Below are 19,452 nucleotides of genomic sequence, written 5' to 3' on the forward strand. Positions count from 1 at the left end.
ACAACTTTTAAGAGTTTAAATTTACACTTGCTATACTGTGGGATTAAAGGAGCTTTCCCTCTTAGCTTTCTAGAATGTTAGTGTTTATTCTGGTGACTATGAGTTAGGGAATTCTCCTCCCTATTATAGAATGATTAAAATAAAAAAGTGATTCGAGAAATAAGATTCTTTATATGAAATGTGTTAATAATAATGGATAGCTTTTTAAAGAAGATATACATATCTCTGTCAACTTAGTATAGAGAAATAACCAAATTACAATAGTTTTTCCTGTTGGTAAAAATATAGAGGTGAGTAAATGGGAAATTATACTTCTTCAATCTTATATGATGTAGAGCCTTGTAAAAGTTCTGAACAGAATTGTATTGATGATGTAATTGCTACGTTAGCTAATTGGTTTAAGCGTAAACATTATTTAATGTACGCTAGATTATGGGATTTTGGTTTTTCTCCTGTCGATAATGGAAATCTAGGGGATGGTTTATATACAGAGTCTGGTTATTTTGTAAGTGATTTAGAAAAATATCATGGTATAAAAAGTACTATATTTGATACAGATTCATCCGATGAAGGATTTGAAATTATATTAGAACAATTATACTCGGGATTTCCTGTGGTGGTAACCATGAATGCATACTGGCTTCCTTGGGATGAGAATTATCTAAAAAATCATATTGTTCATTCATTTGTTATTGTAGGATATGAGCCCGAAGAAGACTGTTTCATTATTACCGATCCATATTTTATGGTTAAAAATTCACAACTTTCAACAGAACTTTTTCATAAGGGTTATCAAAAAGTAAGTACTTTAAAAGTTACTGAAGATGAAATCACAGACATACAATCGATTACAACCGATTTGTCAAATTGGATAAAACATATAAAAGATGAAAAACATATTTTTTCACAAATGCACCTTTTTGCTACGAAACTAATAAGTAGGTTTGATTTAAATAAAGAGACAGATGGATATTTAGACTTTAATGATGTTCCGTTATTCTCACATTTAGGTCAAGTTGTAGATGGCCGAGTGAAGTTTTCAAAAATGCTTTCGTTTCTTGGTGAGCGTTATCACTCGGACTTCCAAACTATCGCTGAATCTATGAAGACAGCAGCTGCCAATTGGGGAGTAATTCGTGGATCATTGATAAAAATGCACTTAACAAAATCAGTAACTAAAGAAGGAATAGTAAACATTTCAGATAAAATTCACCATGCTGCAGAATACGAGCAAAATTTAGCTGAACAAATAACGACATTTCTTATTTCTGTTATAGAAGGTAATACAAAGAATGTAATTATAGATTCTTCTCCATCGATGGAGATTACTAATTATGTAAAACCACTCGATGATATGGAGAGAAAGCTAGTTGATATATGGAAAGAAGTTATAGGTAATCCTTGTATTGGTGTGGTAGATAATTTTTTCGCACTTGGTGGTCATTCCCTTCATGCTACTGTAATCAACGCTAAAATATGGAAAGAATTTAATGTGCAATTATCATTAGCAAATCTTTTTGAGTATCCAACAATAAGAACTTTAAGCCATTTTATTAAAAATTCAAAAGAAAATAGATTGCATGAGATAGAAATAGTACCGAAATCTGAGGTATACCCGGTTTCATCAGCCCAAAAAAGAATGATGCTATTACAAGAGATGGATGGGGTACAGATGACATACAATGTACCAAGTTGTTTTATTCTAAAAGGAACGGTGGACCGGAAAAGGATAGAATTAGTTTTTGAAGAGCTTATTAAACGCCATGAAATACTCAGAACACAGTTTGAGTGGCAGGGAGATCAATTAGTACAGAGAGTATTAGAACAGGTAACATTTGAGCTAGAAATGATAAAGGGAGAGTATAAAGAATGGTTGCAACCATTTAATCTTTCTAAGGTTCCGTTAATGCGGGCTGGACTAAAGGAACTAAAAGATAATAGTTATTTACTTGTAATTGACCTTCATCACATCATAACAGATGGCGTGTCTTTAAGTATCTTTATGCATGATTTTAAGGACCTATATGCTGGGGAAACATTGCCGGAAAATCGTTTGCAATATAAAGATTATGCTGTGTGGGAACAAAAATTATTATCTTCTAAAGAATTTGATATCCATAAGAAATACTGGGAGGAATTATTCTCAGGGGATATACCAGTTCTTGAATTACCATACGATCGAGGTCGACTACCAGTAAAGAGTTTTGAGGGTGAACAATACAATTTCCAAGTAAACAAGGAAATTACTCAAAAAATAAAAAAAATAGCACTAGAAACTGATACGACACCTTTTATGTTACTTATGGCTACCTTCACTATTTTTCTGTACAAGCATGGGGAACAAAAGGATGTCATTATAGGATCACCAGTTGCAGGTAGGCCGCATGCTGATCTGTTACCTCTTATGGGGTTGTTTGTAAATACAATTGCATTACGTTATCAAATAAATCCAGATCAATCTTTTATTAATCACTTGAAAAAAGTGAAAAACGATACGTTAGAAGCTTTCGAACATCAGGTGTATCCATTTGATCAGTTAGTGGAAAAATTAGATCTTTCTAGAGACTTAAGCCGAAGTGCTTTATTTGATGTCATGTTTGTATTACAAAATTCGGATGAAAAACATACAGTTGTGGATGGATTAGAAATTAGCACGGAAACAAACACAGATACACTAACAAGTAAGTTTGATTTAACTCTTATTGCTGAAGAAAATAAAGATATATATGAATTCACTTTTGAATATGCTACATCTTTATTTGATAAATCAACAATAGTAGAATTTGGACGGCGATTTAACCTTCTATTAGAAGAAATAACAACTCATCCTAATGTTAGTCTAAAAGATATTCAAATGTTAACAAGTGAGGAAAAAGAACTTGTTTTATCTGCGACTCAGGAGAAAGAAAAAATAAAAATAGAGACTGATTTTAATTGGGATATAGGTTAATTGATTTCCCAGGTCTCAGAAGGAGTAATCACATGGATAATCATGAAAAAATACGTCAATACATTAAAAAAAATCTTATTATTTTTAATGCAGAGGAAACTATTGTTGCTAATGATGACAACATATTTGAAAAAGGTTATGTAAATTCGCTTTTTGCTATGCAAATGTTAAATTTCATAGAAACGGAGTTTGATATAGTAGTAGATAATGATGAACTTGATATTATTAACTTTTCTACTATTAATAATATGGTTGATCTAATTAACAAAAAGAAGAATGGGAATTTCACAGTATGAGTAATGCAGAAGAGATTCTGGGAGTAGTTGATGAGTTTGCGGAAAAGAAGCTTCGGCCTCGAGCAAGTGAGTTTGAAAGTAATGAAGAGCTTCCCTATGATGTGATACAAGAAATCTCAAGTTATGGTGTATTGGGTGCAACGATACCAAAAGAATATGGTGGGCTTTCTCTTGATTCTTTAGATTATGGTCGTCTTACTGAAATCATTGGTAAAGCTTGTAATTCGGTTCGTGAATTACTTACAGTTCATGTATCTTTAGTAGGGGAGTCAATTAAAAGGTGGGGGACTGAAGAGCAAAAGAGAAAATGGTTACCTGAGATGGCAAAGGGGAACCTATTATTTTCATTTGCCCTAACTGAGCCAGAGGTTGGTTCTGATGCAAAAGCTGTTGGAACTTCCTATAAACAAGTTAATGATCATTTTATTCTTAATGGGCACAAAAAATGGATTTCTTTTGCTGACATTGCGGATTGTTTTTTAGTTTTTGCGTCTAGTGAGGGAAAAGTTAGCGCTTTTATTGTTGAACGGTCAATGACGGGTGTTTCTACAAATAAAATGAGTAAACTGTTAGCAAGTAATTCCTCGCATATAGCTGAGATTCATTTGCAAGATGTAAAGGTACCAGCTGAAAATTTGTTAGGACCAATTGGGGGTGGATGGAGTTATGTAGTTAACACAGCTCTTGATCATGGTAGATATAGTATTGCCTGGGCGGGAGTAGCCATTGCTCAAGAAGCACTAGAAGCAATGGTAGCTTATTCAAGAAGAAGAAAACAAGGAAATAAATATATATGTGAATATGAAGCAATTCAAACAATTTTAGCAGAAGCAAGTGTAAATATAAAAGCAGCTCGTTCGTTATGCCAAGAGGCTGGGAAAAAGCGTCAGGATAGACATACTGATGCTGTAATTGAAACAACCATTGCAAAATATTTTGCCTCAAAGATGGCTATGAAGGTAGCCACAGACGCTGTCCAAGTGTTTGGTGGAAACGGGTTTTCAAGAGAATATCCTGTTGAGCGTTTATTTAGGGAAGCAAAGGTTTTAGAAATTATTGAAGGTACCTCGCAGGTACTTCAGCCAATTATTGCGCAGCATGCACTTCACACTTGTTCTCAAAAGGGAGGACTTTTAAGAATATGATTTATGAATTGGTAAAAGAAAAGGATGAATTCAAACAAATATCACCACTTCTCGTTGATTATAAGAACCATCCAATACTTAATGGTATAGCTCATGGTTACAATAAGGGACATATTTATGTGGATAATCCTAATAACCCTAGATGTGCACTTGTATGGGCAGAACAAGAAATTTTTTATTTATTAGGTGATCCTACAAGTAATTTTGTTTCAAGTCTACCAACTTTTATTAAAGAAGTAATTGCACCTGAGGCTCAGCAGATAGGGGATGACTTTTTTCAGGTTGAATTATTACCCGAATCAAAATGGAAACAGGTTGTCGAGGAACAATTGCAAATGTTTATTCCTAAACCTTACACTCGAGTAACATTTACTTTTGATCCGGAGTCTTATAATAAGTTATCTAAACCTAATATGCCTGATGAGGTAACGGTGGAACGTATTACAATCGACATGTTATCAGATAAAAAGTTCGCAATGGTACGGGATGATATTGTTGATTTTTGGGAGTCAACTCAGGATTTCATTCGAAATGGATTTGGTTATGTAGTAATGGTACATGAACAAGTTGTAACTAGTTGCTTATCGGTTTTTGCGACAGATACTGATGTGGAAATTGGAATTAACACTTATGATTTATTCCAGCGAAGTAAAGGGTATGCTTGGTTGGCTGCAAGAGCATTCTTGGATGACTGTTTAAAACAAGGAAGAACACCACATTGGAAGACAGAGGATTTTCGTATTCCATCTATTAAACTAGCGGGAAAAGTTGGATTCACAAATCTTCAAACCTATACAGCTTATGTGTTTCCTTATAACGAATTAGATAATTTCGTTTTTACCGCATACCATCAACTAAGATACTATTCAGATTTTAATAAAGCTAGTGAGTTTGTACAAAAAGCTCGTACTGTAGGAGATTTAAATGCATGGCATCACTTTTTACTTTCATGTGGTTATTCATTAATTGATAGAATCGATCTTTCGTTAAAGCATATGAATTTTGCACTGGATTTAGGATGGAATGATGTATCAGATATTCGCTATGTAGTTGATTTAGTGAATTTAAGAAAAACTGAAGAGGGACGAGCTTTATTAGATAGAGTTGAAGATAGCTTAAGATGAAAAAAAGGGAGATAAAAAGATGAATATTGTATTTATGTTTCCTGGCGTAGGATCCCATTATTCTGGAATGGGTAAGTACCTTTATGAAAACTTCCCTGTAGCACGTGAGATATTTGAAGAAGCAAGTGACACTCTAAAAATAGACATGGCTTCCCTTTGTATGGAGAAGATATACAAAGCTGACCTTGAAAAGTTACAAAATTCACAGACTGCTTTAGTAACAACTAGCATGGCAGCTTTTCGAGTTTTTGAACAGGAAATAGGCAATAAACCAGAGGCAATGATTGGATATTCTTTGGGAGAATATACAGCTCTATGTGCTTCTGGAGCAATTGCATTTTCAGATACCTTAAAATTAGTACAAGAACGTAGTACGATTTTGAGTAGCTATGCATTGACTATAGATGGAACTATGGCATGGGTTAACAATCTTGCTCCAGAAATTGTTGAAGGTATTTGTTCAGAATTGTTAACCAAGGGACAGGAAGTATATATATCGGCTTATGACACTCCAAATAAAACATCAATTTCTGGTACAAACTCTGCGGTTCAGTTAGCTTGTGAAATGGTAGTAGAGCATGGGGGAATTGCAATCCCCCTTAAATTAAGTGGGCCATTTCATTCTCCTATGATGCAACCTGCTGCTGAAAAATATAAGAGTGTACTAGAAAATATAGATATGAAACAGCCATTAGTACCTGTCATAGCGAATCATGATAGTTCAATGTATAAAGGTGTAGAAAATATAAGAGAAAACCTTTACTTACAATTAATAAAGCCTGTGAAATGGTTGGACATGATTCACTATCTAATGAATCAAGGGTCTATGAAAGCTATTGAAATGGGACCAAAGGAAGTCTTGAAGTATCTTCTGCAAGCTATTAACCCTGCTATATCGACATTTAATTATGAAAGGGAGAAAGATATCCTAAATACAAAAAATTCTTTTACATTACAAGAATCTGATTATGAAGAAGTTATATCAGGGTGTTTAACTGTAGTTGTAAGTACAAAAAATTATAATACAGATTTAAGTGATTATCAGAAAAAGGTAGTACTCCCATTTCAAAAGGTCCAAAGTCAATTGGAAGAAAAAATTAATTCGGGGTATTCAGTGGAGAAAAGTGATGTAGAAGAAGCAATCCAAATGATGAAAACAGCACTTACTGAAAAACAGATTAAAGAGAGAGAACAAAAACGTTACCTGCAAAGAGTTCTTCAATGTAAAAGTTTTTAGATATAAATTATAAATATATTAAGGGAGCGATGATGGATAAATGTTCAAGAAAATTGGTATTGTAGGTGCTGGAACAATGGGGATCGGCATGGCAGTAGATTTAGTGCTGCATGGTCTAGAAACGGTATTAATTGATGTTACAGAAGAGCAGTTAGAAATAGCGGAAGAGAAAATATTAGAGACAGTTCGCTTTGCTCCTCTAATTAATAAAGCATTTCCTAGAATGCATAAGGAAGAAGTACTTTCGTTAATAAGCAGCTCTACTAATCTTGATGAAGTGGCTGAATGTGATTATATAGTAGAAAATGTTCCAGAAAACTGGCAAATTAAAGAGCCGATCTATAGAAGATTAGATGAGATATGTAAAAAGGATACAATTTTTGGAGTCAATACGTCTTGTATCTCAATAACAAAAGTAGGAGGAGTAACAAAGCGTCCAGATAAAATAATAGGAATGCATTTTATGAATCCGGTATATATGAAACCATCTATAGAAGTTATTAGAGGGTATTTAACTTCAGATGAAACGGTCGAAAAAGCTCAATCTTTCCTCAAACAATTAGATAAAGATGCAATTGTGGTTAATGATCAGACTGGGTTTGTTTCTAACCGTATCTCCCACTTATTCATGAATGAATCGGCTTGGGTTGTAATGGATGGTGTAGCAACGCCTAAACAGGTAGACGATATATTTAAAAAATGCTTTGGACATACAATGGGTCCATTAGAAACAGCAGATTTAATTGGGTTAGATACAGTATTACATTCTTTGAATGTACTTTATGAGGAATATCAAGATCCAAAGTTTAGATGTTGTCCATTACTTAAAAAGATGGTGGATGCAGGTGAATGTGGTAGAAAGAGTGGTAAAGGTTTTTACGCTTATTAAAATTAAAAATTACAAATAGGGGTGTATAAAATGCAAGATAAAAATTTAGAACAAATTATTCATATGTATATTCAAGATCATGTAGGTATTGAATTTAATGATGATACTGAGATTTTTGAAGAAGGATTAGTTAATTCTTTATTTGCAATCCAATTGATGACTTTTCTTGAAAAAGAATTTGCCATAAAGGTAACTATGGATGACTTAGATATGGATAACTATAAGTCTGTAAATTCTATTGGTAATTTTATAAGAAATAAGCAAATGGTTCGGTAATGGACATGAAACAATACTTAGAGCCATCTCAATATAAAATGTATCAGAATTTTTTGGATTTTGTTTATGAAAATATAGAACCTTACGCTAATAGTTGGGAGATTGAACAGGGTATTCCATCAGACATAATAAAGACTTGTGCTAAAAATGGTTATTTAGGTGGAACACTTCCATCAGAGTATGGTGGATTAGAATGGGATTATGTAACGTATGGGTTATTTACTGAAGCAATAGCAAGAGGTAGTGTCTCTCTTTCGGGATTATTTAATGTCCATACGATGGTAACAGAAACGATTTTAAAATGGGGAACAGAAAATCAAAAAAATCAGTGGTTACCATTACTTGCATCTGGTAATCAAATAGCTGCATTAGCCCTTACTGAACCTGGAGCAGGATCAGATTTAAATATGATTAAAACGAACTTCGATCAACACGGGGATAAATTAATACTTAATGGAGTGAAGAAGTGGATCACTTTTGGTGCAGCTGCGGATGTGTTTTTGGTATTTGGAAAACTAAATGGTGAACAACCAGTTGCCTGTTTAGTACCAAAAGATAGTGCGGGTGTAAATGTTACTCATATAAGAGACATGCTTGGATTTAAAGCTGCATATTTGGCAGAAATTGAATTCAATAATGTAGAAATACCTTTAGAAAATATCATTGGTAGACCAGGATTTGCTTTTACTTACCTTGCACCGTATGCTTTAGAATTTGGGCGTATTTCAATTGCCTTTGCTGCTCTTGGTGTATTACGTACTTGTTTAGAAATCTGTGGGAATCATGTATTACATAGAAGTGCATTTGGTAACTCTCTAATTGATCATGGCATGATTTCACATATGATTACGGATATGGGAGTAGATTTAGAAGCTTCTATACTCCTTAGTTTAGAAGCTTGTAAGGCCAAAAATGAACATCGAGCTGATGCTACTGAAAAGATTATGATTGCAAAATATTTTGCATCGCGCTCAGGTACAAGGCATTCAACGAATGCTGTACAGATTATGGGAGCACTTGGTTGTAATGATAATTATTCAATATCAAGGTGCTTTAGAGATTCCAAAACAATGGAGATCGTTGAGGGGAGTAATCAGATTCATCAGCTATTACTTGGTAAGGGATTTGCTAAAAAAGCGAAACGTGCCATTGAAAAAATACCTGTAACTAAAGGAGTGATACAACCCGGATGAGTACATGTATACAAAAGCTGTTTGAAGAACAAGTAGTCCGTACGCCAGATGAGGTTGCTGTTATCTTTAAAAAAGAAACATTAACCTATAAGGAATTAAATGAAAAAAGTAACCAATTAGCTCGTCTTTTACGTGAAGGTGGAGTTGGTCCAGATACAGTTGTAGGTATTATGGTAGAGCGATCTATCGAAATGGTTGTCGGAATTTTCGGGGTATTGAAAGCGGGCGGAGCATATCTTCCGCTTTCCCCGAATCATCCATCATCACGATTACAATTCATTATAGAAGATAGCGGTGCTAAATTAATACTTACGCAAAAGCAAATCCTACATCGTTTTCAAGATAGTTTGAAGGCTGATATGTTGGCTTTAGATTCGATTTCCTATGAAGGAAAGAGTGAAAATCTAGAGTGTATTAACAAACCCTCTGATCTTGTGTACGTAATATACACTTCCGGTTCAACCGGGAAACCTAAGGGTGTTATGATTGAGCATTCGGCCTTAATAAATCGAATTGAGTGGATGCAAGAGGCTTATCCAATTAGTTCAAAGGATACTATATTACAAAAGACCCCTTATACATTTGATGTATCCGTATGGGAGATGTTCTGGTGGGCCATAGTTGGAGCCAAAGTATGTATTCTTGCGCCGGGGATGGAGAAGTTTCCACAGGCTATTATTGAGACAACTGAAAGTAATGACGTGACAATTATGCATTTTGTACCATCTATGTTAAGTGCATTTTTACACTATCTTGATGTGACAGGTGAAACTAACCGAATAAAATCGTTGAAACAAGTATTTGTTAGTGGTGAGGCACTACTGTCTCAACATGTAAACCGTTTTAATAAGTTGCTAAATTTCTCTAATGGTACACTTCTTACTAATCTGTACGGACCTACTGAAGCAACCATTGATGTGACTGCTTATGATTGTCCGACACATGAGATTACAGAAGGGAGCGTTCCAATAGGGCGACCAATTAAGAATATTGAGATGTTTGTTGTTGATAAATATGGTAATAAACTTCCGGAAGGCCATATAGGAGAATTATGTATCTCAGGTATAGGATTAGCACGTGGATATGTAAATAGGCCGCAATTAACGGCAGAAAAGTTTGTACAATATTCCCTTGATACCCGTATATATAAAACTGGTGACTTAGCTTTAATAAGATCGGATGGGAATATTGAGTTTCATGGAAGAATTGATTTTCAAGTTAAAGTTAATGGGCTTCGTATTGAGTTAGGGGAAATAGAATCGTGTTTAATGTCTTGTGAAGGAGTTTTACAATGTGCGGTAATTGTAAGACAAGAATCAGAGATGGTAGTTAAGTTAATAGCTTTCTATGAGTCAGAAAATGATATTGAGTTAGAGAGGTTAAAAAAATATCTTCGCTTATTTTTACCAGATTATATGATACCTAACCGTTTTGTACGTGTAAATGAAATGCCATTAACGGATAGCGGAAAGATAGATAGAAAAGCACTTGCCTTATTAGGTTCCGATAAATATTCACACCATACCACACTTGTAGGAGGTTCTGTTAATGAGGAAAGCAGTAAAGATTCATAAAGAAGATATTGAAGATGTAATCGCCCTTACACCAGTGCAGGAAGGTATTCTTTATCATTATTTGAAAGAACCCGAAGGAAAGCTATATCATGAAGAACTTCGACTTTGCTTAACTGGAAAAATTAATATTTCAAAGTTTGAAGAGGCGTGGAATTATGTAACGCGGGAAAATGAAATGCTGCGTACAATTTTTCGATGGGAAAAAGTTAAACAACCTGTACAACTTATACTAAAAGAGCATACTCCGAACATTATTTATAGTGATGGCAAAGTATCTAATGATACAGAAAGCTTTGATTTACAAACAGTTCCCTTTTCTATCGAACTGTGCCATTTGAACGAAGGCGAATATGAAATGGTTTTACGTCATCATCATATTTTGTTTGATGGTTGGAGTAATAGTATTATTTTACAAGAGTTTATTAAGGTATATCGAGAGTTAATAAAGGGAGATGTACCATCATCTATAAATAAAAAGAAATTTAAAGAATATATACTATGGCAACAAAAACAAGATAAATCAAAACAAAAGCTTTTTTGGGAACAATATTTAAATGAATTAACTGAACAAATAAATTTATCCAATAAAAATTCTAATCAACTAAAAAAAGCAAAAACATATGTAAAAGAGATAGATAAAGAGCAAAGTGATAGATTTCGAAGTTTTGCAAGTAATCAAGGTGTAACATTGGCTACATTATTCTATACAGCCTGGGGTCTATTATTACAAAGGTACAAAAATTCAGAGGACGTAATATTCGGTACAACAGTATCCGGGCGTTCAATTCCAATGCACGGTCTGAATGAAATGGTAGGTTTATTTATAAATACACCACCACTTCGTGTAAGTGCTGATGGGAGAATGACTGTTTCAGATCTTTTACAAAGAATTCAAAGTGATGTCCAAAGAAGAACTGAATATGAAACGACTCCAATTGTTGATTTAAACGTGTCATTTGACACTATTATGGTAGTTGAGAATTATCCTCTTGATATAGAAAAGCTGAAAGAAATTGATGAAAGTGTAAGAATTTCAGGTTATGAAGTAAATGAAATGACCAACTATGATTTAACCGTCTCAATAGAGTGTTTCGATTCTATTAAACTTGCAATGATGTGGCCTGAAGATATATTTGATGAATCCATTATTACCAGTATAACTAACCATTTTATACAACTATTAGATTCAATGCTTTTAGATGAAGGACAACCAATACAAACTCTTAAGATGTTAGATGAGGCAGAAGAAAAGTTTTTGCTTCAAGGTGGTCAAAATCAAAGTGCTACATTCCCACACACAACACTTCATCAATTAATTGAGATGCAAGCTGAAAAGCATCCTGAGAGAGTGGCACTTACATTTGAGAATAGTGAGATGACTTATGGAGAATTGAATGAGCGTGCGGATAAAGTGGCATTTGCTCTTCTAAAAGAAGGTGTAACTTTAGATTCGCCAGTAGCTGTAATGTTGGATTACTCATTTAATATGATTATCTCTCTACTTGGTATTTTAAAAGCAGGTGGGGCTTATGTTCCAATTGATCCTGATTATCCGCAGGAACGCATTGATTTTATTCTTCAAGATAGTGGTTCAAATGTAATAATAACCTCAAATTTATTTGAGGATAAAGTTAAATTTGATAGCACAATACTTTTTATTGAAGAACTTAATAAGACACCGATGCAAGATTTCGAGAGAGTAGATGTTGCCCCAAATAATTTAGCATATGTCATTTATACTTCTGGAACAACAGGACGTCCTAAAGGGGTTATGATTGAACATAGTAATGTAATACAACTTGTCATGCATCAACCAAATAGTTTTAAATTCTCTAGTAATGATGTGTGGTTACTATTTCATTCTTTCTGTTTTGATATGTCAGTTTGGGAGATATTTGGATCACTTACTTATGGTGGACGTCTTGTCCTGGCAACAAAAGAAACAATCCGTGATACGTATAAACTTGCTCAGTTGATTGCAGATGAGGGAGTAACGGTATTGAATCAAACTCCATCTGCATTCTATGTTTTTCAACAAGTAGTTGAAGAGATGCCTAAACTTGCTTTTAAAATTAGGTTAATTACATTTGGAGGGGAAATGCTGAAGCCAGGTTTACTGCAAAGTTGGTTTAAGCGTTCACCTAATACGGTCATAGTAAATATGTATGGAATAACTGAGACAACAGTACATGTTACTTATAAGGAAATTGGAGAAAAAGAAATGCACAGTAATCTTAGTGCTATAGGCGTGCCTCTTCCTACGTATTCGTGCTATGTATTTGACAAACATATGAATCCTACACCTAAGGGAATGCAAGGGGAACTTTATGTTGGAGGGTATGGAGTTGCGCGGGGATATCTAAATCGTCCTGAACTAAACAGTGAACGTTTTATACAGAATCCTTATAATCCAAGTGAAAGATTATATAGATCAGGAGATTTAGTCCGTATTCTTGAAAATGGCGAAATGGAGTATATAGGTCGTAGTGATCATCAAGTGAAGATACGTGGATATCGAATTGAAACAGGAGAAATAGAACATCATTTACAACAGCATGCGGATGTGAAGGAAGCGGTAGTTTTATCTATTGCTTTTGGAGAGGAACAAGAACTGTGTGCTTATATACTAACTGATCAAGATATATCTCAAAATGAATTACGTTATTATCTTACTGACAAAATACCTTCGTATATGATACCTATGTATTTTGTACTTTTAAGTGAAATGCCATTAACTACGAATGGAAAAGTTAATCGTCGTGCTTTACCTAAGCCTACTAAGTTAGTACAACCAAATGATTTACTAGATGAGCTTGAAACAACGGTAGCTGATGTTTGGAAGGAAGTTTTGGGGGTAGAAAAAGTAGGGTTGTATGATAATTTCTTTGATGTTGGAGGGAACTCCTTAAAAATGGTTCGATTGTTCTCTCGTTTACGAAGCAAGTTTGAAAAAGAACTTACAATGCCTATGTTATTCCGATACCCAACGGTTCATGATCAAGCTTCCTACTTTAGAAGTGATAATGCTATGGAACACCAACCTGAAGAAGTTAAGAAAGAAAATCTTTTATCTATGAATAAAAATGATGTAGCAGTGGTTGGTATGGCGGTTCGTATGCCAGGTGCTTCTAATCTTAAGCAATTCTGGTCAAATTTAGAACAAGGGATAGAATCCATTCGTACATTTACAGATGAAGAACTTAGTGAGATGGGCATACCAAAAGAAGTGATTCAAAAACCTAATTATATAAAATCTAAAGGGTATTTAGAAGATGTAGATGCATTTGATAATGAATTTTTTGATTACAGTCTAAAAGAAGCTGAAATGATGGATCCACAACTGCGTATACTTCATGAATGCGCATGGGAAGCACTGGAACAAGCAGGTGAGGTTAATTCTTCTCATATGAATACAGGAGTTTATGTTGGAGGATCACCAAATTTCCACTGGCTTCGTTCTATTGCTAGTGAATCTTCTAATACATTAGAAGATTTCCAAGCAATGTTGTTAAACGAAAAAGATTTCTTTGCTACTCGATTAGCTTATAAATTAAATCTAAAAGGACCAGCGATTACAGTACAAACTGCTTGTTCTACCTCCTTAGTTGCTATTCAAAACGCATGGGCAGATCTTATCGATGGACGATGCGATATAGCCTTGGCCGGGGGAGTTAGTATAACTTATCCAACAAAAACAGGATATTTATATGAAGATGGTATGATTTTCTCACCAGATGGTCATTGTCGAGCTTTTGATAAGGATGCTCAAGGAACAGTGGGTGGAAATGGTGCTGGTATTGTAGTACTGAAAAGGTTAGAGGACGCTCTTCGAGATGGGAATTTAATACATGGAGTTATTAAGGGAGCTGCAGTAAACAATGATGGGTCCAATAAGGCTGGATTTACAGCGCCAGGGGTTGATGGACAAGCTGCTGTTATAAAATCTGCTCATGAAATAGCTGGCGTTAAGCCTGAAGAAATCTCATATATAGAAACTCATGGTACTGGTACACAACTAGGTGATCCTATAGAAGTAGAAGCATTGAAGTTAGCTTTTGGTAAGCAAGAACCAGGTAGAGTTTTAATTGGATCAGTGAAGACGAACATTGGACATTTAGATGCTGCAGCAGGAGTTGGAGGATTTATAAAGACGGTCTTAGCTTTGAAAAACAAGAAAATTCCGCCGAGCCTTCATTATAATAACCCAAACCCTAGCATTGATTTTGGAAAAAATCCGTTTCGTGTAAATACGGAACTTATCCCATGGAAAGAAGAGGTAAGAAGAGCGGGTGTTAGTTCGTTTGGGATGGGTGGAACTAATGCACATATAGTGTTAGAGTCTGTTCCTGACAATGCTAAGAATTTTGAAAAACAATCTTGGAACTTATTAGCTGTTTCAGCAAAAAAAGAGGAATCCTTAGATAAAGCTACTAACGATCTATTATTGCATTTGAAGGGGAATCCAGAGATATCACTATCTGATACAGCTTATACATTACAAAAAGGTCGTCGTGAATTTCCATATAGAACTGCTGTAGTTGTTAATGGAATAGAGGATGCCATAGAAAAACTTGGTGATACGGGACTAGAGAAAACAAACGCAATGGAGAGTAGACCTTTAGCCTTTCTTTTTTCAGGGCAAGGATCACAGTATATCAATATGGGTAGAGATTTATATGAAAATGAACCTGTATTTCGTGAACACGTTGATCAAGGTTTAGCCTTACTCTCAAATTGGTTAGATATAGACATGAAAAATATTTTGTATCCTACAAAGGAGACAGAGGATAAAGCAACTGAACAGTTAAATAGAACTTCAATGACGCAACCTCTACTATTCACTATTGAATATGCATTAGCCAAGCTTCTAATGAATTGGGGAGTTTATCCAAGGGTCATGTTTGGCCATAGTATTGGTGAGTTTGTAGCAGCTTGTTTAGCAGAAGTAATGTCTTATGAAGATGCATTACATTTAGTAATGATTAGAGGGAAGTTAATGAATAGCGTATCAGAAGGCGCTATGCTAAGTGTAAATTTATCTGTTGATGAATTACAAACCTATATAACAGATGATGTAGATATAGCAGCTGTAAATTCCTCTCAACATTCAGTAATTTCTGGTACTGTACTTTCAATCAATAAGATTGAGGAATTACTTTTAAATCATGGAGTAAAGACAACGCGTCTATTTACTTCGCATGCTTTCCATTCTCGAATGATGGATGAAGTTCTAGATGCATTTGAGCAAGCTGTAGGAAATATAAAATTATCAAGTCCTAAAATACCTTATATATCTAATGTTACAGGTGAAATGATTACAGCAAATCAAGCCACATCACCTTCTTATTGGGCACAGCATCTACGAAGTACTGTTCAATTTTCAAAGGGATTATCTGAAATTTTTCATTTAAAAAATGTAATTTGCCTTGAGATTGGCCCAGGTAATGCATTATCAACTTTTGTATTAAAACATTTAAATAGAAGTAAAGATCAATTGGCTTTAAACATGTTACGTCATCCTCTGGATAAATCAAATGACTTCGAGCATTTATGCAAGCAAATGGGACGGTTATGGATGCAAGGTGGAACTATAAATTGGAATACTTTTAATAACAGTGAGAAAAAAAGGTTATTAGATTTACCAACGTATCCTTTCATGAAAAAACGATTTAAAGCTGATCCATTTTTAAATACTCAATCTCAGAGTTTAACTCAGGAAACAAGAGGCCATAATAAACAGGCTGATATTAAAGACTGGTTTTATTTGCCTTCTTGGGAACGCAAAACATTAAAATCTATACAAATAAAGAAAGAACAAAAATATAAATGGCTTATTTTCAATGATCATCTAAATCGATTCAATCGACTGATAGAAAAATTAAAAAGAGAAGGTCATGATGTAATTGAAGTTAAAACAGGTGGTGTTTTCTCTGAAAAATCCGACGGTTTATATACGATATGTCCATCTCAAAAAATGCATTATGAAATGCTATTTTCAGAATTAGAACAAAAAGATTTATTACCAAATAAGATTATACATGCTTGGAGCTTTAATCCAGTTAATGAGGTTATTCTCGATCAAGAGAGAATTGAACGATCAATGGATGAAGGATATTATTCGTTACTTTATATTGCACAAGCAATTGGGAAAATTAATTATGAGGGAGCATTACAGTTAAACATTTTTACTGACCGTATGTTTGAAGTTACAGGTACAGAGCTGAACTTAAAGCCAGAGCAAGCTACAATTCTAGGCTTTTCAAAAATATGCAATCTTGAGTTTCAAAATATAAAATGTCGTACCATTGATATGGATACAGATTCTCAACAAATGTTTGAAGAAGCGGGTTTAATGGAGAGTTTTGTGGATTCTACTGATATAGTTGTAGCTTATCGAGGACGTCATCGATGGGCGCAAACGATTATTCAAAGTCCTTTTGAGGAAGAAGATGTAGAAATTGATAGATTACGAGAGGGTGGCGTTTATTTAATTACTGGTGGACTTGGTGGAATTGGATTTGAAATTGCAAAAGATTTAGCTAATAGAGTACCAAATGTCAAACTTATATTGATTGGCCGCTCAGAGTTCCCACCTCGTAATCAATGGGAACAGTACTTAGAAAATAAAGACGAGCGTGTAAGCCGAGTTATTTCTGATTTGTTGACAATGGAGTCTCAAGGTGCAGAATACATGATCCTAAGTTCTGATGTTTCCAATCAAGATGATATGAAACGGGCAATTGATAAGGCTAAATCTCGTTTTGGTTCTATTAATGGCGTAATTCATGCAGCAGGTGTCGCTGATTATCTAGGTATTATGATGAATCGTGAAAAAGAATCTAATAATAAAATTTTAGCTCCGAAAATTAAAGGTACACTAGTACTCGATGCTTTATTAAAAGATGAACCAATTGATTTCTTCGTATTATGTTCATCAATTGGTAATGTGGCGTATCATATGAAATTTGGTCAGAGTGGTTATAATGCAGCGAATGAATTTTTAGATGCATTTGCGTTTTATAAGCGGGCTCATGATGGAGTGTTCACTGTAGCTATTAATTGGCCAGATTGGCAAGAGGTGGGTATGTCACTTAAGTCGGCTGAAATATGGGCAAAGCAATTTAATATGGATATGGAAAGTGTATTACATGATGGTGTAACTGTAGAAGAGGGTTTAAAAGTATTCCGTAGTATCATCAATAGAAATCAACAACAAGTCGTGGTTTCTCCAATAGATTTACATTGGAAACTTTTAAATGGTGCCAACTATTATAATGAACTATTGGAAAAAGGAAGTAAGAATAGATTAAAGCAGAATCGTTCAGATGTTTCCACAACGTATAGACCACCAACTAATGAAATTGAACAACAATTATACGAATTATTAAAAGATATGTTTGGAATCGAAGAAATAGGAATTTACGATAATTTCTTCGATCTAGGAATGAGTTCTTTAGATCTTGTTCGTATTAATGTGAAATTAAAAGAGGCCTTTAAACGAGACTTACCTATAGTTGTTCTTTATGAGCATACGTCAATTAAATCTCTTGCTAAATATTTAAGTAATCAAGAAGTAAATAACAATTTAACAAATAAAAAAGAGTTATTGAAAGCGAAATCGGTTATGAAAAATACATTATCTGCTTTAAAAAGTAGAAAGTAGTAAAGGGAGGGGAACAACATGATTAATAAAGAAGTAGTTCCGTCAAAAGTTGAGTTTTGCTGGGGATTACCTGTTATTCCAACACCACAAACAAAAGAACTTCTAGAGGAATATGTTAATCAAGCTAAAAGAGCTGAGAAGAATAACTTTGACTCGGTATTGGTTTCCATTGCACCAACATCTGTTGATCCAATGATAGCAGCGTCTATGATTGGAATGAATACGGAGTTTGTAAAGATTTTGGTTGCGCAAAATACAAACCAGATGCTTCCTACCGTAACAGCAAAAGCATTGAATACTTTAAATAGTTTAATTGGTAATCGTGCAGATATTAACATTGTAACTGGAAGTGCCTCGCTTGTCCTTGCGCGTGATGGATTACCAGAACCGCACCATGTTCGATATGCTAGGACAAAAGAATATATTGAGCTGTTACAACAATTAAGACGAGGAGTAACTAGCTATAAAGGTGAGTTTTATCAAGTAGAAAATAGTGATATTTATCCAAAGGAAGATCTCTCTCGAAGTGCCCGCTACTTTGTAGCGGGGTCCTCCGAGGAGGCAATGAGAGTAGCTGCAGAGTATGGCGATGCTTATATACTTTATGCAACAGACCGCAAAAGTCTTAGAGAACACTATCAAACAGTTAATAATTACGCTAAGCAATATGGGCGCGAGAAAATTCCAGGTGCTATTTTAGTAGACATCATTGCTCGTGAGACTTCGGAAGAAGCATATAAAGAAGCATATGAATTACTTGAGAGAACACCAGCAGCCTTAAAGCGGATGACTAAGCTATTTTTAGATAATGCAGATTCTGTTGGACTTCGCCGATACAAAGATTTAATTACAAAAGATAGTATGTGGATAGATGATCATCTTTGGGGAGGTTTAAGTTTAGTTAACCCATCTAATTCAATTTCTATTGTTGGTAGCTATGAGGAAGTCATCTCGACGTTAACTGATTTTTGGGAAATAGGGGCAAATTATTTTCTTATTACTTCTCAGATTAGTGAGCATGAAATTGAACGTATTGGTCAAAATGTTGTGCAACCATTTAAAAAGAAAATTGAAAAGTTAATCCAAGTTAACTAAAAGAGGGCTA

General features: G+C 34.5%; 11 protein-coding genes. All 11 read left to right on the forward strand.

Annotated features, from left to right (window positions below; genetic code table 11):
• The first annotated feature begins 298 nt into the window (after positions 1-298).
• The 11 genes from AB6801_RS27560 to AB6801_RS27610 are packed head-to-tail and all read left to right on the forward strand — an operon-like array spanning position 299 to position 19,442.
• The gene (locus AB6801_RS27560; protein WP_098787936.1) at positions 299-2,950 is read left to right on the forward strand and encodes a condensation domain-containing protein; all 2,652 of its coding nucleotides are present in this window, start codon (positions 299-301) and stop codon (positions 2,948-2,950) included.
• Between the two features lie 32 nt (positions 2,951-2,982).
• The gene (locus AB6801_RS27565; protein ID WP_000368639.1) at positions 2,983-3,246 is read left to right on the forward strand and encodes an acyl carrier protein; all 264 of its coding nucleotides are present in this window, start codon (positions 2,983-2,985) and stop codon (positions 3,244-3,246) included.
• Positions 3,243-4,391: an acyl-CoA dehydrogenase family protein gene (locus AB6801_RS27570; protein WP_000063355.1), complete on the forward strand. Its 1,149-nt coding sequence runs from the start codon at positions 3,243-3,245 to the stop codon at positions 4,389-4,391. The genes AB6801_RS27565 and AB6801_RS27570 overlap by 4 nt, the downstream gene beginning before the upstream one ends.
• Positions 4,388-5,515, forward strand: coding sequence for a GNAT family N-acetyltransferase (locus AB6801_RS27575; RefSeq protein WP_097842234.1), 1,128 nt, complete (start codon positions 4,388-4,390; stop codon positions 5,513-5,515). Before AB6801_RS27570 ends, AB6801_RS27575 begins: the two co-directional genes overlap by 4 nt.
• Positions 5,516-5,534: 19 nt before the next feature.
• The gene (locus AB6801_RS27580; RefSeq protein ID WP_001028177.1) at positions 5,535-6,752 is read left to right on the forward strand and encodes an ACP S-malonyltransferase; all 1,218 of its coding nucleotides are present in this window, start codon (positions 5,535-5,537) and stop codon (positions 6,750-6,752) included.
• 40 nt (positions 6,753-6,792) lie between these two features.
• Positions 6,793-7,641, forward strand: coding sequence for a 3-hydroxyacyl-CoA dehydrogenase family protein (locus AB6801_RS27585; protein WP_000473347.1), 849 nt, complete (start codon positions 6,793-6,795; stop codon positions 7,639-7,641).
• A gap of 30 nt (positions 7,642-7,671) precedes the next feature.
• Positions 7,672-7,917: an acyl carrier protein gene (locus tag AB6801_RS27590; protein ID WP_001152970.1), complete on the forward strand. Its 246-nt coding sequence runs from the start codon at positions 7,672-7,674 to the stop codon at positions 7,915-7,917.
• The gene (locus AB6801_RS27595; RefSeq protein ID WP_000367337.1) at positions 7,917-9,110 is read left to right on the forward strand and encodes an acyl-CoA dehydrogenase family protein; all 1,194 of its coding nucleotides are present in this window, start codon (positions 7,917-7,919) and stop codon (positions 9,108-9,110) included. The genes AB6801_RS27590 and AB6801_RS27595 overlap by 1 nt, the downstream gene beginning before the upstream one ends.
• Positions 9,107-10,684 (forward strand): zwittermicin A synthase ZmaJ, encoded by a 1,578-nt coding sequence (gene zmaJ, locus AB6801_RS27600; protein ID WP_370941255.1) that lies wholly within the window; start codon positions 9,107-9,109, stop codon positions 10,682-10,684. The genes AB6801_RS27595 and zmaJ overlap by 4 nt, the downstream gene beginning before the upstream one ends.
• Positions 10,659-18,347: a hybrid non-ribosomal peptide synthetase/type I polyketide synthase gene (locus tag AB6801_RS27605; RefSeq protein ID WP_001224111.1), complete on the forward strand. Its 7,689-nt coding sequence runs from the start codon at positions 10,659-10,661 to the stop codon at positions 18,345-18,347. The genes zmaJ and AB6801_RS27605 overlap by 26 nt, the downstream gene beginning before the upstream one ends.
• Positions 18,348-18,365: 18 nt before the next feature.
• Entirely contained in the window at positions 18,366-19,442 is a 1,077-nt protein-coding gene (locus tag AB6801_RS27610) for an LLM class flavin-dependent oxidoreductase (protein ID WP_000608549.1), read from the forward strand.
• Positions 19,443-19,452 lie beyond the last annotated feature (10 nt).

The sequence above is a fragment of the Bacillus sp. RCC_6_1 genome (assembly GCF_041360755.1).
Classification (GTDB): domain Bacteria; phylum Bacillota; class Bacilli; order Bacillales; family Bacillaceae_G; genus Bacillus_A; species Bacillus_A cereus.